Here is a 22,789-nt window from a genome sequence, read left to right as displayed (position 1 = left end):
GGGCCGGCTGGATCTGCCGAATATCACGGTGGTTCTACCCGTCCTTTGCTGTGGGTGTGACGGCACACCACGAGCGGGCTGCGCGTGGCGTGGTGGGTGTGGTCGTGGCCGTGGGCCGGGCCGGGGGCCGCTGTGTGCGGCGATGGCCCTCGGCCCGGTTCCGGTCACAGCGGATCAGGAACCGATGAGGTCGCTGATCTGATCCTCGTCGTTCATGGCGCCGGCCCAGATGCGGACGTCGGACACCCTGGCGGCCAGGCAGTGGTCGAAGGTGGTGCCGTTCCTCTGTGCGCCGACGGTGATCTCGCCCGTGCCGGGTCTGGCGGTGTACTGCTGCCAGTCGTCGTTCTGCCCGGTGCCGACGCGGAGCGCGATCTTTCCGGTGTGGGCGTCGAAGATGCCGGTCAGGCGCACGGGGGCGTCCAGCGCGGCAGTCTCGTCCGACTGGACCGCGGTGAGGGTCCCGTCCCCGTTCAGCCGGCCGAAGTACCAGCGGCCCTCGGGAACCGTCACCTCCTCCAGGTCGTCGTTCAGCGCGGTCCTGCTGCCGGTCTTCTTGAACCACAGTCCCCACGAGGAGCCGTTCGCCGCGCGCTCGCCCACGACCTGCCCGGTGAAACCGTCGGGCTTGTCTGCGAGGACGGCGCGGTCCACCGCGACCTGTGTGGTCACGGTGAAGGAACCGGTGGCATCGATGACCGGGGCGTCGGCCGAAGCCGCGCCCTTGACGCCGTCGAGGGTGACCAACTCGCCGTGCACGGATGCTCCCCCCTGCAGGGCGAGTGTGCGCCCGTAACCGGAGATGGTGTCTGCGAGGGAGACCGCGCCGTCCGCGGCACCGGCGGCAGACCATGCGGCCACCAGTTCGACCGCCTTGGTTCCGTCGGCGGAGACGAGGTCGGCGTCGTCGGCGATCTCCTCGTCGGTCAGGGCCTTCTGCCACGCGGTGACCTCGTCGATCGAGCCTTTCCAGTAGTCGTGATACGCACCGCGCCACCAGACGCGTCCGATCTGGAGGCGGCCGGTCGACGACCAGGACGGAGCAACGGCCTGCGTGCCCTGGAGTTCGCCGTTCACGTAGAGCTTGATCACCTTGCCGGTGTGGTCGTACACGGCCGCCAGGTGTGTCCACGCGCCCAGGGCGGCCGGCTGCACGGAGCGGACGACCTGCGTGCTGATGTTTCCGTCCGTGGCGTCCTTCGGTGAGGTGAGCAGCTCCCACTTCTTCGAGTCGGCGCGGTATCCGAGGTAGAAGGCGCTGTACCAGCCGCCGCTCATCGCGGGGTCCTGCCCCAGGGCGGTGGCGTTGCGGGTGCCGTCGGTCAGCCGCACCCAGGCGGAGACGGTGTACGAGGCGTCGGTGGCCAGGACGGGTTTGCCGGTGGCGGCGTAGCCGGTGGTGCCGTCGAGGGCGAGGCCCTGGTCGGTAACCGGGTCGGCCAGGGGCAGGCCCTGGGCGTCACGGGTGATCAGGCCCCGGCGGCCCCGGTCGTCGCGGGTCGCCGGCGAGGCCAGGACCGCGTCGGCGGCGCCGCCGGACGGGGCGCTGTCGGCTGCCAGCCCCGTGGTCTCGTCGAAGTGCCACAGACCGACCGGGTCGTCGCCCTTGGCGACCTTGAACTTCACGCTCTCGATTTCACCGAGGCGGCCGAGGACGTCCCTCGCCCGCACCGAGAGCACATAGGTGCCGGCCATCGGGGGAACGACCCGTGCGGTCACCGTGCCCGGCGGTAGGGCAGTCCAGGCAGGCTGGGAGTCCACGTCCACGGCGCTCAGGCGGTACTCGTACTGCTTGTTGTCGGCATCTTCCGCTGCCGGGCCGAAGGTGAACGAGCCGGCCACACCCGGGCCGCCCGCGGCCGTGCAGTCGTCGACGCAGGCGATGCAGGGGCCGCCGAAGGCGATGGTGGGCTTCTTCGGTGCGGTCGGGTCGACCTTGAAGTAGCACCAGTTGGTGTAGCCCGAGGACTGGGCGTGGGTACCGTTGTCGTAAAAGACCTGGGTGAGCGAGCTGTAGCGGTACAGCCCGCCTTCTTGGAGCGTGTCGGGCCAGGACGTGGTGACCTTGATGTTGTCCCCGACGAAGCCCGTGGACGGGCCGGCGATGCCGGATCCGGACCAGGAACCGCCGCTCGCCTGCTGCTCGATGCGGAACCAGGCCCTGAGCTTGGCGCCGCTTTCACCGCCGGCTGCGGTCTGCGGCGTGGAGGTGAGCGCCGGGGTCGGGTCGGAGATGACCGCGGGCGCTTTGGCGTCGGTGAGGCACAGGGGTGTGCCGGAGCCTCCGAGGATGCCGACGCCTGTCGGCTTGGCAGGGACGGCGACGTAGACGACCCGGAGCACGGCGTCGTTGCGGAACCGTTTCCAGGCGGAGGTGTCGCTCTCGTCGTTCGCGCGGAGTTCCAGAGTCAGCCGGGAGAATTTGCCGGCTGCGAAGTCCCGCACGGTCGGGGTCAGGTTCTCGTTCGGCTCTTCCGGGTTGTCGTTGAACTCGATCGGCGCGTCGGGCGAGTCCGGATCGCACAAGGAACCGCGTCCGGCCGAGACCCACCGGTCCACCATCCAGTCCAGCTCCTTGGGGCGGCTCGCCCAGGTCGTCGCCGACGAGATGTTGCCGGTGCGGACCAGGTCCACCAGGCGGGCGGAACACTGGAAGGCCCACGGTTCGGTGACCGCGAACGTGGCATCCAGCACCCGCTTGCCCTTCAGGCTGTCCGGGGCGAACTCGAAGTACAGCCTCTGCACATAGCCTGGGCCGCAGTAGTACCCGTTCCACGAACCGCACTTGCCGACGCCCTGGCCGTTGTTGTCACTGCCGTTGCCCCAGCCGTAGGACTCGTAGCCGTCGGAGCGCAGCAGGGTGCGCTCCGACTCGCCCCAGGTGACCGTCGGGTCGATGAAGACTGGGAAGGCGTCCGCCGGGGTCGTGGTGAGCATGTCCGCGTCCGGGACGACCAAGAGCGCGTTGCCGGTGACCTTGACGTCCATGCGGGTGACGTTGTCGCCCTGCCCGGGTTCCAGGCTCGTGCCCGAGGCCGCCTGCTCCGACGGATCACCGGACACCGCCGGCCCATCACCGGACGCGGAAACCTGCCGCGGCCGGGTGGCCACACCGCTCCCCGGGGTGGCGCTGTCGAGGGACGTTTTACCCACTGCGGTGCCGTCCGTGCCGGCCGAGTCCCACATCCGGGCCGGCGGGGAGCGAAAGACGGTACGGCCGCCACCGTCGACGGCCACGAGGTTGCCCGTCGCGCCCTTGCGGACGGTCAGTCCTTCCGTCTTCAGATCGAAAGTGAGCTCTTCCAGGGCGGGGTTGGCGGCCGCCTGGGGCGTCTTGACGACGAAAACCTGCTGGAAACTCTCCGCCGTGGCCGTCAGCTTCAGATCGACACCGGGAAGCACCTCGCGGTACACCGCGCTCGCCCCGTCAAGGATCGGGGTGGGAAGCTCGCCCTTCCAGTCCAGCTCCAGCGATCTCCCCCCCTCGGAGATCCGGGCCAGCGGCGCTTCATCGGCACCGCCGGAGAACGCCATACGGGCCGAAGACGCCCTCGGGCCGATCGTGCCGTCGGCTCGGCGTTCCAAAGTCGCGTCCGGACTCTGCCAGCCGCCCCCCGGTTCCGCCACCCGGACCGGCACCGAGTGATGCTCCAGCGTGAAGGAGAAGCCGTCCGGGTTGGCGAACACACTCGTGCGCTCACCGCGCTCCGACTCGACCTCACCTTTCTGCCCAGTCTCCTCGGCCAGCTTCAGCGCACGCTGCGCCTCTTCCTGCGGGGGGCCTTCTGCGGCAGGCACAGCGGCCTGTGCCGCTGGCACCAAAGCCCCAAGGAGGACAGACAAGGCCGACAACGCGGCCACCGATCCGCGGACACGCCGGAGCGTCCCCCGTCTCTTCACAATCCCCACCCCTGAGCAACAAGGTCACAAGTTTCCGCGACACCCAATGTCATGACGCACGGTCACGTCAAGGTGTCATGATCACATCGACTGAAAAGATGCGGGTACGACCGCGAAGTGCGGTGACGGCGAAGTCGAGGCCGTTGGTGCCCCGGACCGAGACCGACGATCGCTACTTGCAGTGGTCGCTCTCTTGAGGATCACCGTCCCTGCCTCCCGGCCTCACGCCGCAGCGGCACCACATCCACGAAGCAACCCTCCACTTCACGCACACAGAGCGAGCGGCAACCACACTGGGGTGACCCCACACACGCTCCTCCGCAGCCGGCCGAGCCGGCGCGTGGCCGCAGACGACCGGCGGGATTTCTGCCTCTTCCTGGACCACCGCCCGCAGGCCCCGGCCGTCGCACGCCCCGCCGCCCGCCCTGTGCCGGCCCCCTGGGGACCGGACGAGCAGCAGGTCTACGACGCCCTGCTGGTGATCTCCGAACTGGTCACCAACGCCGTCACCCACGCCCTGCCCCGGTCGTGCTGCACCTGCGAGCGGCTGCCGACTCGCACGGCTGGGTGCAGATCCACGTCGGTGACGGCGGGCCCCCGGCCCGCCCCGTCCGGCGGGGCCGCCTCCCGCCCTGCCCACGAGCACGGCCGCGGCACCGCGATCGTCTCCGCCCTGACCGCCGGCACGGGCGCCGAAGGGCTGATCGACCGCTGGGCCGACTTCGGCGCGGCATGATCGCGGGGCAGGGGCCGGACCCGGCCGGATCGAGACATCTATATGATTACCGGATTCACCCCGAAAAACAGTGCGATGATCCAAAAGGGCTGAAAATCATCGCATCACCCGATGTTCCCCTGGGGAGATTCGTGCGGTCGCATCTCTGACCGTCAGGGGGGCACATGAGGTGTAGAAAAGACGTCCTTGAGGCATTGCAGGAACTCAAGGAGCGCAGGGAACAACTGCGGTGCCTCGACCAGGACCCGATGCTGGGACTGCGTGCACTGCACGACTCGGTCACCGACAATCGGCGCCTCCTGGGGAGGATCGACGATGGTGTTTCCCAACTGCGCAGCGAGGACGAGGCCGCCCGTCACCGTCTGGACCTGACGAACAGCGGCCTGAACGGCATCCAGCACGAGCTGCGCGGGCTGCGGGAACTCGTCGAAAGTCTGCGCCCTTTGGTGGCGGCGGACAGCCGGAGCTCTCCTTCACCTGAGCCGGAACCCGCCGACGACGGCGACGATTCCGCCGCCGCACGCCCGACCGACTCATCGGACACCGCCTCCCAGGGGGGAACCATGGAGAACAGTGAGGCGTCCCGGGCCGAGCAGGGCCGGGAGCACACCCCGGACCAGGATCTCGCGCTCAAGCGGGCCATCGAGACCGGAGGCGAGGACCCCGGCGGCTCGGACGTCCCGCCCGACGGAGACCGCGCGCAAAGTTCGAGCGTCGCGCAGGACCCGCAGGTCGAGCACGGGCGCCTGCTGCTGAAGGCCGCCGGCGTGTCCTCCGTCGAACTGATCGCGCATCACCACACCTGGGAGTGGCTGCTCGTTCAGGCGATCGGGCAGCCCCACTTCCGCATGTCGCACACCGTCGAGGACTTCGGGGCGGGCCGCATCCGGACCGTCCTGTCCGGCCGCAGTCTGATCGCTCTGCTGCTCGGGCTGTGGAACACCCGCTGCACCGCCGCGGCGCTGGAGGGCGACTGGCCCCTGGCCGTGACCTCCTACCAGCGCATCGCCGCCGGACTCGCCGAAGTCTGCGGGCAGGGCGAGACGGTGCGCATCGTCCTCGACGACGGCCTCCCCAACGCGCCTCGCGAGAGCGACGGCTGAGCGGCGGCCACCGCCGGCCGGACGACGTGCAGGCGCACGGCGCGAGCAGGCGCGGACCGGGATCGCCTCGATGGCATCGCCCGGCCGGCGCGCGTTCCTGACGCACCGTTCGACGGTCTCGCGGTGGCCTTCCCGCCCGTCTCCCTGGAGTGTGGACCAGGTGGCGAGGGTGCGCAGCCGCCGGGAGTTCTCGGGGGTGAGGTGTGCCATGTCGGGGGTGTCGCCGAGCGGGCCGAGGCAGACCGCAGCGTTCCGGAACACACGTCTGTGCGAGTCGGGGCGCCGGGTGGAGTCCTCCGGCCGCCATTCCCGGATCACCTGTCGTTCCGTGTCCATCCGTTCTCCGCATCCCGGTCACACGTGTGCAAGCGTGGGGCGATGGGGCGTGTCCCCGGCGCTGTCCGGGCCCTGCTTGCAGCGGCCGGCACCGCCCTGTCCCCGCTCCGGACCCGGTCCACCCCGTGGTGCCGGGGGCGACGGCGGCCCGCGGGCCGGTGCGGTCCTGGTGCGGAGCACCGGTCCGGTACCGCGCACCAGGGCCGGTGATCAGCGCTTCACGGACACGACCTCGTGCTCGACGTCCGGTCCCGGCTGCACGTCGAAGCGGGTGTCGACCGCCCAGAGGGAGGGGGCGACCAGCTGGACGGCGAGGAGACGACCTCGGGGGACCCGCTGGGAGAGGGGGCGACGACGGGCACGGCGAGAGCGAGGGCGAGACCGCCGATGGCGAACGCGCGACGCACGGTGCTGTCCGGGGCGGGTCGGTTTCGGTGGTCATTTCCAGTACCGCTCGGCGTCCAGGACCTGGAGCTGAAACTCTTCGACGAGGGTGAGGGTGGCTGTGCGGGTCTCAGTGAGGTTCGAGGGGGTCGACGCCTCGGGGGCGCGGGGCCAGGTGAGGCAGGTCGTGGCCGCCGACGTCGTGGCGCGGAGGGTGGCCGTCCAGCGTCTGCGCAGGTCGGGTTGTGGGAACGGGCGGGCGCTCAGGGCTCGTTCGGCCTGGGTGCGCAGGCGGGAGCACGCGGCGTGCAGGGACTCGATGTCCGGGGAGGTGGAATCGAGGTGGCGGTGTACGGCGTTGTGGGCGGCGACCACGTCCATGACGCCGTTGCCCGCGGCGCGGTTCCAGGCCAGGGTCTGCAAGGCTCGGGTCCGGTCCGCCGTGGACAGTGAGGGGACGGGCTCGCTCAGGCTGCGCGCGTCCAGCAGCTCGGTGAAGGAGTCGTACGACTTCGCGATCTCCTGGCTCGCGGTGCACGACCCCACCGTGACGGCCAGCAGTGCCGCGACCGCCGCCTGCTTCAGCCGACTGCGCGTCGCCGGGCTGGGCCGTACCGGTGCGGCCGGGCCGGCGGTGCGGCGCACGGCCCGCCGGATGCCGTGGATCGCGAGGGTGAGCAGTGCTGCGGCGAGCACCGCGCCGACGGTGCTCATGGTCGCGAGGGAGATCAGTGTCGGAAGGCTCCGCCACAGCTGGTGCGGCAGCGTGCCGCACCCCGGCTGCGCCGTGCCGTGCGCGCTGTCGCCGCAGCCGCCGAGATACGCCGCCGAGACGAAGCCGAGGAGTCCCGCGCTGTGCGCGACAGCCGCGGCCACGGCGGCCCGGGACACCCACACCGGGCTCGGCCTCAACGCCGTCAGCACGGCCGCCGTGAGCGCACCGCCCCACACGAACGCGGCGGACCACCAGACCGTGAGCATCAGGCGGGCCTCGTCGGTGAGCCGGGGATCCGGCGACAGCGCTCCGCCCGGCAAGAGCGTGCAGAGGATGCCGGCGGTCGCGAGCAGCCCTCCGGCGATGCCCGCGCGGGCGACGCCGCGGAAGGTGACCCCCTCCTGGTGCATGAGGGTCCGGGTGCGTGTTCGCCGGGTCACGTCGCCGAAGACGCGGGGCAGTTGGACGAGTACGGGGAACGCCCAGAGCATCGTCCCGGTGATGGCCCAGCCCTCGCCGTTGACCGGTGAGTCGAGGTACTGACCCGCCCAGGCGATCACCCGGGCGGTGGCCGGGTGTGCGTGGAGAAGGTCGGGCATCTCCCGCGCGAACACGGCGAGGGGCGACGCGGTGGGATGGCCGGCCAGAGCCGCGTACCCGGTCGTCTGCCACCAGCCGATGAACATCAGTCCCAGGACCCAGCCCGGCAGGGTCAGCGCCAGCAGCGTGGACGCGGGCCGGTTGCCCTGGAGCAGGGAGAGGTGCCCGCTCTGCATGATCCACGTGGTCCACAGGACGGAGACGGCGGGCAGCACCAGCAGGGTCAGCACGGGTGCCGAGTCGGAGGGCCACCAGCGGCTCGTGGTGCCGATGCCCGCCGCCAGCTGCCCCACCATCAGACCGCAGCCGAGGGACAGTCCTTCCCTGAGCCCGGAGGACGGCTTCCTGCCGGTGAGCCAGGCCCGCATCAGCGCATGCCAGGCGGCGAGGAGCACGATTCCCGAGGCGACCGTCTCGACGACCGACACCCCCAGATGCTCGCCCCAGGCCCGCGCGACCGTGTTCGCGGTGATGAGCACGGTGCATCCGATGAGGAAGAACTGCAGGAGGGTCAGCTCGTACATGACGGGAGGCGGGCCCGCCTCCGACGACCGCCACCGGGTCGCGAGCACGGCGTCCTCCGTGAAGGACCGGCGGACCGCCCGCAGCCGTTGCGCCCACGAGGGGTGGGACCGCAGCAGCCTTGCCGCACGCGGCAGGCGGCCCCGCCCCCACCGCCCCTGCCCGCGCTCGGCCGCCGACTCCGCCATCGCCGCGTCCTCCCACACCGCGCTGTCGGCACCGAACCGCACCGCCTCGTGGTCCGCGACCAGCTCCCGATGACGCAGAGCGTCCGCCCGGACCAGCATGACCACCGCCGCCAGCAGCAGGCCCTTGACCGTCTGCCGGGTGATCTCCGGCATGGCGGCGGGCCAGAACCCCTCGGCGAGGCCGGGGTATCGGCCGCTGAGGGCGGCGACGGTGAACGCGCCGCCCATGACCAGGAGGTACGGGCAGAGGATCAGCGTCACGAAGGTGCGCCACAGGGCCAGGACGAAGTACGCCGGCCCCACGTCGTGGGCCCGGATATGGGCCAGTTCGTGCAGGACGACCGCCCGGAACCGCTCCGGCTCGGTGTCGCGCAGCACGAGCAGTCCTGCGTGCAGGCACACCACGGGCGCATTCAGCCGCCCGAACACCACGGCGCCCGCGTCCAGTGCGCCGCAGTCCACGACGAAGCGGGGCGGTACGGGGCGCCATGCCCCGTCGGCCCACATCTGCTCCACCAGGGCGTCGAGTTCGGCGCGGAGCGCTGCGGGACGGAAGGCGTCGTCGAGTTCCTCCACGGGCACCAGTCCGCGCCGTCGGCTCCGCCACCACGGCAGCATCCGGTAGACGACTGCGGCGACGGCGAACACGACAGCGGCGCCCATGAAGCCCCGGGCATACGGCTGTCCGACGACCGGCTCGGTGAGGCAGACCCGCCCGACCTCGCCGAGCGGCGTGTGCCCGGCCAGCGCCTCCCGCCAGAAGGCGCTGTCGTCCCCGATCACGAACCAGCAGCCGAGGCCCTTCCCGTCGGGTGAGAACAGCACCGCGGTCGCGATGTCGGACATCTCCAGGGACGCCGAGAACACGGCGATGACGAGAAGCGCGAACCGCAGGAGGGTGCCGGACGGCACGGCCTTGTCGAACAGGTCCTGTGCGCCGCGCTCGGGCCGCGGGGGCGCGACCGTCGGCCGGCTCACGCCTGCGCTCCGTCCTCCCCGTCGCCGCTGCCGTCCGTTCCGGCGGCGAGCAGCAGCCTGGCCACCACACGGTCGGCGAGTGCTGTGGCGGCCGGCTCGTCGAGTCCCGCGCTCTGCGCGTCCTGCCGGACCCGACGGTGGAGGTGCGCGAGCTGTTCCCGGGAGAACGGCGGAATCTGCGTCTCCGCCGCCGGTGCCGGGCGGCGGCGGCCGAAAAGCCTGCGTGCCGCCCCGGTGATCCGGCCGCCTACGGCCTCCGCCGAGGACTGCACCGCGTTCCGGCAGGCCTCGTCGACGGCGACCCAGACGATGGGCGTCACCACGGCCGTCAACTCGGCCAGTCCGAAGCCCAGTTGCTCCGTTCGGCGGTGCTCCTGCGCGCGGAACGCCCGTAACACCTGGGCTTCGTCGACGTGGGCCAGCGCCGCCAGTACGAGCTTCTCCTGCGGCGCGGCCTCCTCGACGACGTCCGCCACCACTTCCCGTACCGTTGTCGTTCCCATTCGCTCTCCCCCGTGTGCTGTTGTATCCGGCAGACAGTGTGCCGTGTACACGGGTGGGACGGGAGGGGCAGCGTCCGAAGTGGTGGGGTGGCGGGACCGCCGGTGACCGTCGAGCCCGGGCGTCGACGCCCCCGCGGCGCGCATCGGGCAACGGTCCGGCCGACGTCCTGCGGCATGTACGTCGACGGCTGTCGCGTCGGGTCGGGTCGGCCGAGGGGCATGGCCCTCTGCCCGGCCTGAGCCGCCGGGCCCCCTGGCCCCGGCGCGCGGGCCGTCTCCCGGGCCGGGGGGCGCCGTCGCGCCCGGTACCCGGGCTCCTCGTCCCGGCTGGTTTCGCCGCTGTCCATGTCCTTGATCACATCGACGGCCGGGGCGGGGCGGCACCGTTCCGGGATTCGGGCGTGGTCGAGGTCTCGTATCCGGCTCCCGGGACGGGACCACTCGGGTTCTGACGGAGCGTGCGGCCGGTCTCGCCGGCACCTGGCCCGACCGGTCCTCGACGGCCGCGCGGCAGTGCGTCCGGGTGTCGGAGCGGGCGTTCTGCTCCGGCACCGCCCGGCCGTGGCCCCGTCCGGCTCCCCCGCCGCCTGGGGCGCGCCCGCCCGCGTACGATCACCCGGATCGGTGATCCGCCGGTCCCCGTTCTCGTCCCGCCGTCCGCAGGAGTCCCTTCCCGTGACCGTCCCCGAGCCCTCCGGCCGGCCGCGTGCCGGTCTGCCCCCTGTGCGCTGCCTCGGCCGGGTCGAGGACGGTGAGCGGCTGCACAGTCTGCTGTGGCGGCTGGGGGACGGCTGGCGGGCGGTCAGCAGCGCCGTCCTCGGCGGGGGCATCGGTGAGCGCGCCTGGGTCCTCAACGCGCAGGTGGCGCACGGGTACCGGCGTGTCGATCCGGACCGGCACCTGGCCGACCTGGCGCGCCGTGCCGGGTTGTGCGGTCCGGGGGTCGGGCTGATGACCGCTGCCGACGTCCGCGCCCGTGGGGCCGCCCGTGACGGCGGTGTGGAGGCCGTCGCCACCGCGGGGCTCGGGGTGCGCGGTTGGGCGGCCTCCCCTGCCGAGGGCGCGGCCGTGGCGCTGCCCGCCGGGACGATCAACATCGTCGCGCTGGTGCCCGTGCCGTTGACCGACGCGGCGCTGGTCAACGCCGTGGCCACTGCGACGGAGGCCAAGGTGCAGGCGCTGCTCGACGCGGGGTTCGACTGTTCCGGCACCCCTACGGACGCCGTGTGCGTCGCCGCGCCCTCCCCCCGCGCCGGCGAGGAGGTCCACGCCTTCGCGGGGCCCCGCTCGCTGTGGGGTGCGCGGCTCGCCCGTGCCGTGCACCGGGCCGTGCGTGACGCTGCCGGGACGTGACCCTGCGGCGGGCGTCCCTCTCCGGCCGCGCCCGGGTGGAGCCTGCCGCGCGCCGGTGCGCATCCCCCGTGAGAGCTACAGGGGTTGTCCATCCGGGGGTGATTCGCGGAAGGCCCCGGATTTCTAGCGTGGTCGTCAGATCGCCAGGGGTGCGATCACACAAGGGGAGGTCATCATGCGTACGACAGGCGCGGCCGGGCAGGGGCCGGAAGCCGGGGCGGGCCGGCCGGGAAGCGGCGGTGGCGGGGGGCGCTTCGCCCGGATCGTGCGGTCGCCGCTCGGCTGGACGGTGGCGGGGATGGCCGGGGTCGGTGTCGTCTCCGGGCTGACGGCCACCGGACCCGGTCCGCTCCCGCTGCTGGGGGCCGTCGCCGCCGTGGGTGTGTACTGGTGGGTCATGCGCCGGGTGGCGCGGCGTGCCACGCCGGAGCTGAGCCGGGCGGGGGCGGTCCGGGAGTTCCTGCGGGGCGGCGGGATCGGGCTCGGGTTCATCCTGGTGTCCGCCCTGCTGATCACCGCGTTCGGTGGATATTCGTTCTCGTGGGCCGGCGACGGTGTGTGGTCCGTGCTGTGGGGGGCGGTCGCGGTGCAGATCGGTGCCGCGGTCTCCGAGGAGCTGATGTTCCGCGGGTTCGCCCTGCAGGCTCTGGAGCAGCGGTGGGGCAGCCGGGTGGCGCTTCTGGTCACCTCGGTGTTCTTCGGTGTCGCCCATCTGGGCTCGCCGGGGGCGAACGCGTGGAGTGCGGTGGCGATCGCGGTGGAGGCGGGTGTGCTGCTGGGGGCGGCGTTCCTGTGGCGGCGTAACATCTGGTTCGTCGTGGGCCTGCACTTCGCGTGGAACACCACGGAGCAGCTGCTGGGCGTGCCGGTCTCCGGGCACTCCCCCGACGGTCTGTTCACCGTCGACGTGCACGGTTCCGCCGCGCTGACCGGTGGCACGTTCGGGCTGGAGGCGTCCGTCCTGCCCGTGCTGATCGGTGCGGCCATCGCGGTCCCGATGCTCGTCCTCGCCCACCGCGGCGGCCGTACGAGGCCCGCCGCCGCGCGTGGCCGTGACAAGGGCCGCCTGGAGGAGTCGCGCGGATGACGGATCGTCGGATGCTCGGGGGGCTCGCGCTGCTGCGGGGGGCGGTGGCGCGGTGGCGGGAGCGGGACGCCGTCCTGAAGGACGGCGTCCTCGCCCTGGCCCTGACGGCGATGGCCTTCGTGCCGACGCTGTCCGCCGTGGGTGCGCAGATCGGTGAGCTGCCGGAGCGGCCGGCGGATCTGCCGGGGGTCGCGCTGGTCGTGGCGCAGGCTCTGCCGTTGGCGGTGCGGCGCAGGTGGCCCGCCGGGTGTCTGGCCGTCGTCGGGTGCGCGTTCGCGGTGCATCAGGCGTCGGGGTATGCGACGACGTTCGCGAGCTTGGGGCTGTATGCGGCGCTGTACTCCGTGGGGGCCCATCAGGTCCGTTTCCGCCGCGGTCTTGCGGTCGTGGCGGTCGCGGCGTACGTGGTGCTGGTCGGGGTGCTGGAGCGGCTCGGGTCCCCGACGCGGCTGCCTGACCATCTCGCGTTCGGGCTGGTCCTGGCCGCGGTGTGGGCCGTGGGTCACACGGTGCGGATGCGGCGCGCGGAGGAGGCGGAGCGGCGCCGGCTGGCGGCGGAGGCGGCCACGGCGGCGGAGCGGGCGCGGATCGCGCGGGAGCTGCACGACGTGGTCACCCACCATGTGACGGCGATGGTGGTCCAGGCCGACGCGGCGCAGTTCCTGCTCACCTCCGCTCCGGAGCGTGCCGGGGAGGGCATGGCGGCGGTCAGTGACACCGGCCGGCGGGCGCTGACGGAACTGCGGTATCTGCTCGGTGTGCTGGAGGCGACGGGCGAGTCGGCGTCCGGGGAGCCGGCGCGTGCGGGCCGGGCGCCCGCGCTGGGGCGGGTGGAGGATCTGGTCGAGCAGGCCCGTCGTTCGGGGCTGCCGGTCGAGTTCCGTGAGGAGGGCGAACGCCGGCAGCGGAGCGTGGACGTGGAGCTGGCCGCCTACAGGGTGGTGCAGGAAGCCCTCACCAACGCCATGAAGTACGCGGCCGGGAACCCTGCGCGGGTGCTGGTGCGGCACGGGGACGAGGACCTCGTGATCGAGGTGACCAGCGACGGGCCCGCCGGCCGGGCGCAAGGGCGGGGAGCCGTGGCCGGGGGTGCGCGCTCCGCCGGGCGGGACGTCGTCGCGGCGGGTGGTGGTCGCGGATTGGCGGGGCTGCGTGCACGTGTGCGGATGCTCGATGGTGAACTGGTGGCCGGACCCCGTGCCGAGGGCGGGTTCGAGGTCCGCGCCACCCTGCCAGCCCAGCCCGCCGCCCGGGAGTGACCTCGTGAGTGAAGCGCCGCCGCCGATCCGTGTGCTCGTCTGCGACGACCAGGCCCTCGTACGCACCGGATATGTGACCATCTTCTCCTCCCAGCCCGACATGGAGGTCGTCGGGGAGGCGGAGAACGGCCACGAGGCGGTGGCGGCCGCGCGGCGGCTGCGGCCCGACGTGGTCGTGATGGACGTACGGATGCCGCTGCTCGACGGGATCCAGGCGACACGTCAGCTGGCCGGCCCCGGGTCGGAGGACCCGCCGAAGGTCCTCGTGGTCACCACGTTCAATGTCGACGCGTACGTCTATGACGCGCTGCGCGCCGGGGCGAGCGGCTTCCTGCTCAAGGACTCGGCGCCGCTCGAACTGGTCAACGGCATACGGACCGTCGCGCGCGGCGAGGCGCTGCTGGCGCCCGCCGTCACCCGCCGGCTCATCGGTCATTTCGCCGAGCATCTGCGGCCGGCCGACACCGACGCGCCGCGCCGGCAGGAGATCGAGCGCACGCTCACGCCCCGGGAGCTGGAGGTGCTCCGGCAGATCGCCGACGGGCTGTCGAACGCGGAGATCGCCGCGGCGCTGTTCATCACCCCCGAGACCGTCAAGACGTACGTCTCCCGCATCCTGGCCAAGCTCGGCCTGCGCGACCGGGTCCAGGCCGTGGTGCTCGCCTACCGGACGGGGCTGGTGTCCGGGGGGTCGTGAGACGCGCCCCGGCCGCATCGAACGCGGGCGCGAGGGGCCCCGCCGGTCGAGCGGGGTCCCTCGCGCCCGGTGTGAGCGTCAGGTGTCGGTCAGCTGCGCGTCCAGCGCTGGTTGCTGCCGTTGGAGCAGGAGTAGATCTGGATCTGGGTGCCGTTGCCGGTGCCGGCGCCGACCGCGTCGAGGCACTTGCCGGACTGGACGCCGACGATGGTGCCGTCGGAGTTCAGGCGCCACTTCTGGTTGTCGCCGCCCCAGCAGCTGTAGATCTGGACCGCGGCCCCGTTGCCCGTGCCGGCGGCGTCCAGGCACTTGTTGCCGTACACGCGCAGCTCACCGGAGTCGGTGTAGGTCCACTGCTGGTTGCTGCCGCCGTGGCAGTCGTACAGCTGGACCCGGGTGCCGTCGGCCGTGCTGGCGTTGGGCACGTCGATGCAGCGGCCGGAGCCGACGCCGCGGAGGGCGGTGCCGTTGCCCGGGTCGCCCGGGTCGCCCGGGTCGCCGGGGTCACCGGAGCTGCCGCCGTTGAGGGCGTTGAGCACGGCGGTGTACGCCTGCTTCTTGCTGCCGTCGTTGTTGAACAGCAGCGGCGTCTGCTCGGAACGCCAGGAGTCGCTGTCGCGCACACCCCACACGGTGATGCCGAGGCAGCGGGAGACGGCCAGGCAGTCGTTGACCACGGCCGCGTAGGTGTTGGGGGAGGCGCCCTGGATGTCCAGCTCGGTGATCGCGACGTCGACGCCGAGGGCGGCGAACTCCGACAGCGTGGTGCGGAAGTTGCTGTCGTACGGGCTGCCGCTGTTGAAGTGGGACTGGAAGCCGACGCAGTCGATCGGGACGCCGCGCTGCTTGAAGTCCTTCACCATGCGGTAGACGCCCTGGGTCTTGGCCCAGTTCCAGTTCTCGATGTTGTAGTCGTTGTAACAGAGCTTGGCGTTCGGGTCGGCGTTGCGTGCGGTGCGGAAGGCGACCTCGATCCAGTCGCTGCCGGTGCGCTCCAGGTTGGAGTCGCGGCGGCCTCCGGAGTTGCCGTCGGCGAAGGCCTCGTTCACCACGTCCCACTGCGCGATCTTGCCCTTGTAGTGGGCCATCACGCCGTTGATGTGGTCGATCATCGCCTGGCGCAGGGCGCTGCCGCTCAGGCTCTGCATCCAGCCGGGCTGCTGGGAGTACCAGGCCAGCGTGTGGCCGCGCACCTGCTTGCCGTTCTGCACCGCCCAGTTGTAGATGCGGTCGGCGTTGGTGAAGTTGAACTGTCCGCGGTTCGGCTCGGTGGCGTCGATCTTCATCTCGTTCTCGGCCGTCACCATGTTGAACTCGCGGGCCGCGATCGACGCGTACGTGGAGTCGTTGAGCCTGTTGGCGGCGATGGCGACGCCGAAGTACCGGCCGTGCTGGGCGGCTGCGGCACCGAGGGTGCTCTCGGCCGCCTGGGCCGGGGACGCCGGCGCGGTCAGGGCGCCGGTGAAGCCGAGGGCGCCGACGAGCAGCGCCGGAAGGAGGGCGCGGAGTCTGCGCCGGGGGGCGGATCTGGGATGGGCGTGCGGGGCCAAGAGTGTGCCTCCAGGGGGTACGGGCGGGACGGGGCCGCCGGCGCCTCGCGGCGCTGCGGGCAGCCCTGTCCCGCCGGCGGCCGGACGGGCCGGCAGCCGGTTCTCTGCGGGTGCCGTCGTACGGGATCTGTCGTGCTGCGGTGCGCGGCTGCGGGTGGCACTTCTGCACGAATCAGGATCGTTCGATGTTTCGAACGACGGTCGGATTTCCAGACAGGATGGTGGGGGGTCGCTGACAGCCCGTCAACCCTCTTCGCTGAAAATGTTTCCACATTTGCTTCGAATGTTTCGGACATCCTTGTCATCCTCCGCATCAATGTCGCCATCACCGAAGTCGCATCCCACCTGCACGTACCCCCTGCTCAGCCCTTGTATACGCGGATAGAGGCACCCCTCAATCAGAGCCACATCGGCCCCAGGTCTTGACCGGACTCCGTCACATCCCTAGTTTGTGGCGTCACACGACCGGGATTTACCTCGAAAGTTTCGACTTGTCGGGTCCTCGCGCGGCTGCCGCTCCCCCACTCACCGGCGACACCTCGCCCCCCACCTCAGGAGGCCCTCGATGCGGCTCCGCCATGCCTTTCCGGTCCTGCCGAGAGGATGGCTCGGCGTCCTCGCACCCCTGTTGCTGCTCGCCACGTTCCTCGGCGCCCAGCCGGCCGCAGCCGCGACCGTGGACACCGGCTCGTGGTACGTGCTCGTCAACCGCAACAGCGGCAAGGCGCTGGACGTGTACAACCTGGCGACGAACGACGGCGCCCGGATCACCCAGTGGACGCGGAACGACCAGGCACAGCAGCAGTGGCAGTTCGTCGACTCCGGCAACGGCTGGTACCGGATCAAGTCCCGCCACTCCGGCAAGGTCCTCGACGTCTACAACTGGTCCACCGCGAACGGCGGATCGATCGTCCAGTGGTCCGATCTCAACGGCGCCAACCAGCAGTGGCGGCTCGCCGACAGCTCCGACGGCTATGTGCGGCTGATCTCCCGGCACAGCGGAAAGGCGCTCGAAGTGCAGGGCGGCTCCACCGCCGACAACGCGAACATCGTCCAGTACGACGACTGGGGCGGCGCCAACCAGCAGTGGCGGCTCGTCAAGGTCGGGGACTCGCAGAACCCCGGTGACCCCGGCGACCCGGGCGCCTGCCAGCTCCCGTCGAGCTACCGGTGGTCGTCGACGGGCGCGCTGGCGCAGCCGCGGCAGGGCTGGGTGTCCCTGAAGGACTTCACGGTCGCCCCGTACAACGGCAAGCAGCTGGTGTACGCGACCACGCACGACACCGGCACCCGGTGGGGTTCGATGAACTTCGGCCTGTTCGGCGACTGGTCGGAGATGGCCTCCGCCCCGCAGAACGCGATGAACAGCTCCACCGTCGCGCCCAGCCTCTTCTACTTCGCGCCGAAGAACATCTGGGTGCTGACCTACCAGTGGGGCGGTACGGCCTTCTCCTACCGGACGTCGACCGACCCGACGAACCCGAACGGCTGGTCGTCGGAGCAGGTGCTGTTCTCCGGCAGCATCTCCGGTTCCTCCACGGGCCCCATCGACCAGACGATCATCGGTGACGACACGCACATGTATCTGTTCTTCGCCGGCGACAACGGCAAGATCTACCGGGCGAGCATGCCCATCGGGAACTTCCCCGGCAGCTTCGGCTCCTCCGCCACGGTCGTCATGAGCGACTCCACGTACAACCTGTTCGAGGCCCCGCAGGTGTACAGGCTGAAGGGCCAGAACCGCTATCTGATGATCGTCGAGGCGATCGGCTCCCAGGGCCGCTACTTCCGCTCCTTCACGGCGACGAGCCTCGACGGCGCCTGGACGCCGCAGGCCGCGACGGAGAGCAACCCGTTCGCGGGGAAGGCCAACAGCGGCGCCACCTGGACGAACGACATCAGCCACGGCGAGCTGATCCGCACGAGCGCCGACCAGACCATGACGGTCGACCCGTGCAATCTGCAACTGCTGTACCAGGGGCGCAGCCCGGACTCGGGCGGTGACTACAACCTGCTGCCCTACCGGCCGGGTCTGCTGACCCTGCGCCGCTGAGCGGAGACGACAGGCGCGACGCGGCCCGCCGGTGCGCCGACGGGCCGCGTCGCGTGCCGTGTTGCTCCGCCCGGGTGGTTCCGGTGCGCGTGTTCCGGATCCGGCCGGGTGACCTCGGGGGACGGTGCGGGGCCGGGTCAGGGAAGCTGACGTCATGGCAGCTTCCCTGACCGGGCGGTTCACCCTGGCCGAGCGGCTCGTGGCCGCCCTGCTCGTGTTGTTCGTGGTCGTCCCCGGCACCCTCGCCCTGTCCCCGCCCCCGGGGCGCACCGCCGAGGACCCGTTGCCGGCGCTGGAGCGGATCGCGCGGCCCCTGCGGGGCGTGGACCCGTCGGGGCCGGCCGGTGATCTGCGCCCCTTCGGGCGGGCGGTCGGTGACGCCGTGGTCGTCGGGGTCGGCGAGGCAGCGCACGGCTCGGCGGACTTCGTCGCCTTCCGGCACCGGGTGCTGCGGTACCTGGTGGAGACGAAGGGGTTCCGGGCGTTCGCCCTCGAGGCCAACTGGAGTGCCGGGCTGCGTCTCGACGAGTTTCTGCGCACCGGGCGCGGTGACCCGGCGCGGATCATGTCCGAGGAGTTCCAGAACGCCCATGTGCTGCTGCACAGCCGCGACTACCTGGACATGATCCGCTGGATGCGCGCGTACAACGTCGCCCACCCCGGCGATCCGCTGCGTTTCGTCGGCGTCGACAACGGCTACGCCGGTCCGGAGCTGTACGAGCGGGTCGTGGAGCACGTACGGCGGGCCCATCCCGAACTGCTCGCCCGGGTGAGCGAGTTGTACCGGGGGCTCGAGCCGACCGTGCCCGTGTACGAGTGGGTGCGTGACGCGATGGCCGCTCCGCTGGACGAGCGGCGGGCCCGGGCCGAGCGCACCGGGAAGGTGCTGGAGCTGCTGCGCGCCGCCGACGGCCGGGCCGGCGCGGACGGTGACCATGCGTGGGCCGTGCGGCACGCCACCGCCGTCGATCAGGTGGCACGCCTGTACGCGTTCGACTTCGCGGACCCGGTGGTCGCGCCGCAGGCCATGGCGTACCGGGACACGGTGATGGCGGAGAACGTGCTGTGGTGGCACCGCCGGACCGGGCAGCGTGTGGTGGTGGGCGGGCACAACAGCCACCTGTACACGCTCAGTTCCTCCCCGGGTCTTCCCCTCCCCCAGGGTCAGGTTCTCCGTGAGCGGCTGGGCGACGGCTATGTGATGGTGGCTCTCTCCTTCGACCGGGGTGCCGTGCACGCCACACAGGCGGATCTGCAGAACCCGCGTGACGAAGACGTCCGCCGCTTCGAGGTGGAGCCCGCCGCTCCCGGCACGGTCGAGCACACCCTGGACCGGGTCGGCCACACAAACTGGTACGCGGATCTGCGGACCGCGCCGCCCGCCGCCCGCGCGTGGCTGGACACCGCACGGCCCAAGCGGGAGATCGGCACCGACTACCCCCCGGCCGTGGACCAGGTGAATCTGCTGCGCATGGCGGATCTGGTGGTGCATCTGCACGAGATCGGGCCCAGCCGCAGACTGGAGCGGCTGCCGGCGTCCGCGGCGGGCCGGGCGGCGCCCGGCGGGACGCCCGGTCCCGGACCGCTGCCCGCGCTGCGGGCCGCCGCCCGTCCGCTGCGCACCGTGGAGCCCACCGGGTCCCTGGACGATCTGCGGCCTCTGGGGCGAGCGCTCGGCGATGCCCGTCTGGTGGGTGTGGGGCAGGCCGTGCACGGGGCGCACGAGTTCATGGCCCTGCCGCACCGGACGTTCCGGTATCTGGTCGCGGAGAAGGGGTTCCGTTCCCTGGTCCTGGAGGCTCCCTGGAGCACCGGCCTCCGGCTGGACGACTATCTGCGCACGGGACGCGGCGACCCTGCGCGGATCATGTCGCAGGAGCTGCACAACGCCTATCTGTTCATGCACACCCGCGAGATCCTCGATCTGGTCCGCTGGATGCGCGCGTACAACGTCGCCCACCCCGGGGACCGGCTCCGCTTCGCCGGGAACGACAGCAGCTATGCCGGGCCCGAGCTGTACGACCGGGTGGTGGAGCACGTGCGGAGGGCCCATCCGGGTCTGCTGGCCCGGGTGACCGAGCTGTACCGGGGGCTGCGGCCGACACTGCCCGCCGACGCGTACATGCTGGCGTACATCGATGAGCCGCTGGAGGTGCGGCGGGAGAAGGCCGAACGCACCGGCGCGGTCCTGGAGCTGCTGCGCAAGCACGCGCAGGACGAGGATGCCGGGGACGACCATGCCTGGGCGGTGCGGAATGCCACCGCGGTCGATCAGGTGGCCCGGCAGTACGCCTTCGACTACGACGACCCGGACGGAGCCCGTGCCGCGATGGCCTACCGTGACACGCTCATGGCCGACAACACGTTGTGGTGGCTGGAGCGGACCGGTACGCGGGCGGTGCTGGCCGCGGCCAACGGCCACACCTACCTGACGGAGTTCCTGCCCGACTACCCGGTGATCCAGGGCAGGCTGCTGCGCCGCGCGCTCGGTGACGGCTATCGGGTCGTGGGCACGGCGTTCGGCGAGGGGTCCTTCCTCGCCACCGACGCGGGTGTCTCCGACCCCCGGGACGAGGACGTGAAGACGTTCTCCTCGGGTCCTGTCGTGCCCGGCTCGGTCGAGGAGACCCTGGAGCAGGTGGGCCGCACCGACTGGTTCATGGACCTGCGTGCCGCTCCGCCCGCCGCTCGTGCCTGGCTGGACACCGTACGGCCGAAGCGGGAGATCGGCACCGACTGGCCCCGGTCCCCGGACGCGGTCAACGTCCTGCGGTCGGCGGACGTGCTGCTGTACGTGCACCGCGTCCGCCCGAGCCGGATGCTCCCGCGGGTGTGATGCGCCGCGGGCACGGGCTGCGGCAGGCACGCGGTGAGGCGGGTCGGGCGGTGACGCGAGGGGCCGGTGCGGTTCGCGCGGCGACGCGAGGAGCCGGTGCGGTTCGCGCGGCGACGCGAGGAGCCGGTGCGGTTCGCGCGGCGACGCGAGGGGGGCTCTCACGCCCGGAGCGCCGGGGCCTGCCGGCGCCGGACGCCCGGCCTGCCGCGTGCGGAGCGGGTGCCGGGCGGGGCCTGCGCGGACGGGAGGCGGATCACCGCGTCGAGGCCGCCGGTCGCCGCCTCGTGGAGGGCGGCCGAGCCTCCGCTCGCCATCGCCAGCCGCTGGACCAGGGACAGGCCGAGTCCCGTGCCGCCCTTGGGGGCGCCGGGGGCGCGCCAGAACCGGTCGAAGGCGCGCTCGCGCTGTTCCGGGCTCATGCCGGGGCCCTCGTCGGTGACGTGCAGATCGACCCAGCAGGAGCGGCCCTCGCGGAGTGGTCGTGTGCCGCGGGACAGCCGCAGCTCGACGGTGACGGTGCTGCCGGCGGGGGACGCCCGCAGGGCGTTGGAGAGCAGGTTGTCCAGGATCTGCTCGACCGCGCCGGGCAGCGCGAGGACCGGGCCGACGCTGCCCGCGAACAGCACGAGGTCGACGCCTTCGCGTGCGAACAGCGGCTGCCAGGTCCGGTGCCGTTCGAGGCAGATCTCCCCCACGTCGACCGCGTGCGGGGTGAGCGCGTCCTCCTCCAGGCGGGCCAGGGCGAGGAGCCCTTCGACCATGCGGGCGAGCCGGTCGGTCTCGGTGAGGGCGGCGGTGAGGCTGCCCCGGCCCGCCGAGCGCACGTCGGGCTCCAGGTTCTCCAGGCGCAGCCGCAGCGCGGCGAGCGGTGTCCGCAGCTGGTGGGACGCCTCACCGGCGAACGCCCGCTGCGCGGCGAGCAGATGGGCGAGGCGGGCCGCCGTACGGTTGAACGCCGCCGCCAGCCTGCGTACTTCCCTCGGGCCCTTGGTGACCGGCACCGGGGCGGGCATGCCGCCGTCGGCGAGCGCGTGGGTGGCGCGCTCCAGTTCACGGAGGGGGTGTCCGGCCCAGCGGGCGAGGCCCAGACCGATCACGGCGACCGCGCCGAGCACCAGGAGCCCGCCCAGCCACAGCAGCAGCCACACATGGTCGACCCGGTCCCGTACGTTCTGCACGGGGACCGTCAGCCACACGGCTCCGCGCGTCCCGCCGGCGACGGGCGCGGTGACGGACAGCTGTTCGGTGCCGCCGACGGTGGCCGTGCGCACGTCCATGGTGTCCGAGCCGTGGAGTGCCGCCGCGATGCCGGGCCGCCGGTCGAGTGCGGCGGCGGCTTCGGCGGTGAGCGGGTGGGTGGCGGTCAGGACGCGGCCCGTGCTGTCGACGATCACCATGCGTCCGCCGACGCGCTCGGCGCAGTGGACGGCGCGTTCGTGCAGTTCGGGGCCGCTGTGCCCGGTGGCGAGGCTGAGCGCGGCGTACGCGGCTGCCGACTCGGCCTCGGCCCGTGCCGCGTCGGTGACCCGGTCGCGGGCGTCGGCGGCGTACCGCAGGCCGAGGGGGATCTCCACGCACAGCAGCACCAGCAGGGCGAGGCCGAAGTAGGTGAGCAGCAGCCGTCCGGTCATGACGACGTGGCCCCGTGCGGGCCGGGCGCGCTCTGCACGGCCAGCCGGAACCCGACCCCGCGCAGGGTCTGGATCCACGCCGGATGGCCCAGTTTCCGGCGCAGCGCCGCGACATGGACGTCCAGGGTCTTGGTCGGCCCGGTGTAGTGCGGGTCCCACACCCGGTCGAGGATCTGCTGGCGGGAGTAGACCGCGCCCGGGTCCTCGGTGAGCAGCGCGAGCAGTTCGAACTCCTTGGGGGTGAGCACGACGGGCGATGCGCCCACCCATACCTGGCGGGTGCGGCGGTCGACGACCAGCGGGCCGGGATCGTGCGGGGGTTCGTGGGGCGCGTCGAGGGGCGGGACCGGTGCCGGGT

Annotated in this window: 14 protein-coding genes; 8 read left to right on the top strand and 6 right to left on the bottom strand. The window is 72.1% G+C overall.

From position 1 onward, the window contains the following. Positions 1-174: 174 nt before the first annotated feature. Positions 175-3,798, bottom strand: a complete 3,624-nt coding sequence (locus MTQ10_RS06960) for a LamG domain-containing protein (RefSeq protein WP_247463332.1) — start codon at positions 3,796-3,798, stop codon at positions 175-177. 442 nt (positions 3,799-4,240) lie between these two features. On the opposite strand from MTQ10_RS06960, the gene MTQ10_RS06955 reads away from it, so the two are divergent. Together MTQ10_RS06955 and MTQ10_RS06950 are read left to right on the top strand one after the other, a co-directional pair. Further along, positions 4,241-4,636: an ATP-binding protein gene (locus MTQ10_RS06955; protein ID WP_247463330.1), complete on the top strand. Its 396-nt coding sequence runs from the start codon at positions 4,241-4,243 to the stop codon at positions 4,634-4,636. A 164-nt stretch (positions 4,637-4,800) separates the two neighbouring features. After that, a complete protein-coding gene (locus tag MTQ10_RS06950) occupies positions 4,801-5,739 on the top strand; it encodes a hypothetical protein (RefSeq protein WP_247463328.1) in 939 nt (312 codons plus the stop codon). Between the two features lie 774 nt (positions 5,740-6,513). Here MTQ10_RS06950 and MTQ10_RS06940 read toward each other — a convergent pair. Both MTQ10_RS06940 and MTQ10_RS06935 read right to left on the bottom strand, forming a co-directional pair. Next, positions 6,514-9,462 carry a M48 family metalloprotease gene (locus tag MTQ10_RS06940; RefSeq protein ID WP_247463326.1) on the bottom strand — a complete coding sequence of 983 codons (2,949 nt, stop codon included), beginning with the start codon at positions 9,460-9,462 and terminating at the stop codon, positions 6,514-6,516. Continuing rightward, the gene (locus MTQ10_RS06935) at positions 9,459-9,965 is read right to left on the bottom strand and encodes a hypothetical protein (protein ID WP_247463324.1); all 507 of its coding nucleotides are present in this window, start codon (positions 9,963-9,965) and stop codon (positions 9,459-9,461) included. Before MTQ10_RS06935 ends, MTQ10_RS06940 begins: the two co-directional genes overlap by 4 nt. A 675-nt stretch (positions 9,966-10,640) precedes the next feature. Between MTQ10_RS06935 and MTQ10_RS06930 the strand changes: the two genes are divergently transcribed. From MTQ10_RS06930 to MTQ10_RS06915, 4 genes are all read left to right on the top strand, one after another. Continuing rightward, entirely contained in the window at positions 10,641-11,318 is a 678-nt protein-coding gene (locus MTQ10_RS06930; RefSeq protein WP_374117577.1) for an adenosylcobinamide amidohydrolase, read from the top strand. A gap of 175 nt (positions 11,319-11,493) precedes the next feature. Next, on the top strand, positions 11,494-12,405 hold the full coding sequence (locus MTQ10_RS06925; RefSeq protein ID WP_247463322.1) for a CPBP family intramembrane glutamic endopeptidase: 912 nt from the start codon (positions 11,494-11,496) through the stop codon (positions 12,403-12,405). Continuing rightward, positions 12,402-13,664, top strand: coding sequence for a sensor histidine kinase (locus MTQ10_RS06920; RefSeq protein WP_247463320.1), 1,263 nt, complete (start codon positions 12,402-12,404; stop codon positions 13,662-13,664). The genes MTQ10_RS06925 and MTQ10_RS06920 overlap by 4 nt, the downstream gene beginning before the upstream one ends. Positions 13,665-13,668: 4 nt before the next feature. Next, positions 13,669-14,361 carry a response regulator gene (locus tag MTQ10_RS06915; protein ID WP_247463318.1) on the top strand — a complete coding sequence of 231 codons (693 nt, stop codon included), beginning with the start codon at positions 13,669-13,671 and terminating at the stop codon, positions 14,359-14,361. A gap of 89 nt (positions 14,362-14,450) precedes the next feature. Here the strand turns inward: MTQ10_RS06915 and MTQ10_RS06910 are convergent, their stop codons facing one another. Further along, positions 14,451-15,911, bottom strand: coding sequence for an endo-1,4-beta-xylanase (locus MTQ10_RS06910; RefSeq protein WP_247463316.1), 1,461 nt, complete (start codon positions 15,909-15,911; stop codon positions 14,451-14,453). Positions 15,912-16,476: 565 nt separating this feature from the next. Here MTQ10_RS06910 and MTQ10_RS06905 point away from each other — a divergent pair. Together MTQ10_RS06905 and MTQ10_RS06900 are read left to right on the top strand one after the other, a co-directional pair. Further along, positions 16,477-17,964, top strand: a complete 1,488-nt coding sequence (locus MTQ10_RS06905; protein ID WP_247463314.1) for a non-reducing end alpha-L-arabinofuranosidase family hydrolase — start codon at positions 16,477-16,479, stop codon at positions 17,962-17,964. Between the two features lie 154 nt (positions 17,965-18,118). Then, on the top strand, positions 18,119-20,800 hold the full coding sequence (locus tag MTQ10_RS06900) for an erythromycin esterase family protein (RefSeq protein ID WP_247463312.1): 2,682 nt from the start codon (positions 18,119-18,121) through the stop codon (positions 20,798-20,800). A gap of 158 nt (positions 20,801-20,958) precedes the next feature. On the opposite strand, the gene MTQ10_RS06895 is transcribed toward MTQ10_RS06900, so the two are convergent. Beyond that, on the bottom strand, positions 20,959-22,431 hold the full coding sequence (locus MTQ10_RS06895) for a sensor histidine kinase (protein WP_247463310.1): 1,473 nt from the start codon (positions 22,429-22,431) through the stop codon (positions 20,959-20,961). Further along, a partial coding sequence (locus MTQ10_RS06890; RefSeq protein WP_247463309.1) for a winged helix-turn-helix domain-containing protein occupies positions 22,428-22,789 on the bottom strand: 362 nt, incomplete at its 5' end. The genes MTQ10_RS06890 and MTQ10_RS06895, both read right to left, overlap by 4 nt.

This window comes from Streptomyces sp. XM83C (assembly GCF_023072675.1).
Classification (GTDB): domain Bacteria; phylum Actinomycetota; class Actinomycetes; order Streptomycetales; family Streptomycetaceae; genus Streptomyces; species Streptomyces thermocoprophilus.
The sequence above is the reverse complement of the archived record's forward strand: the minus strand, read 5'-3'. Positions and strand labels throughout refer to the sequence as shown.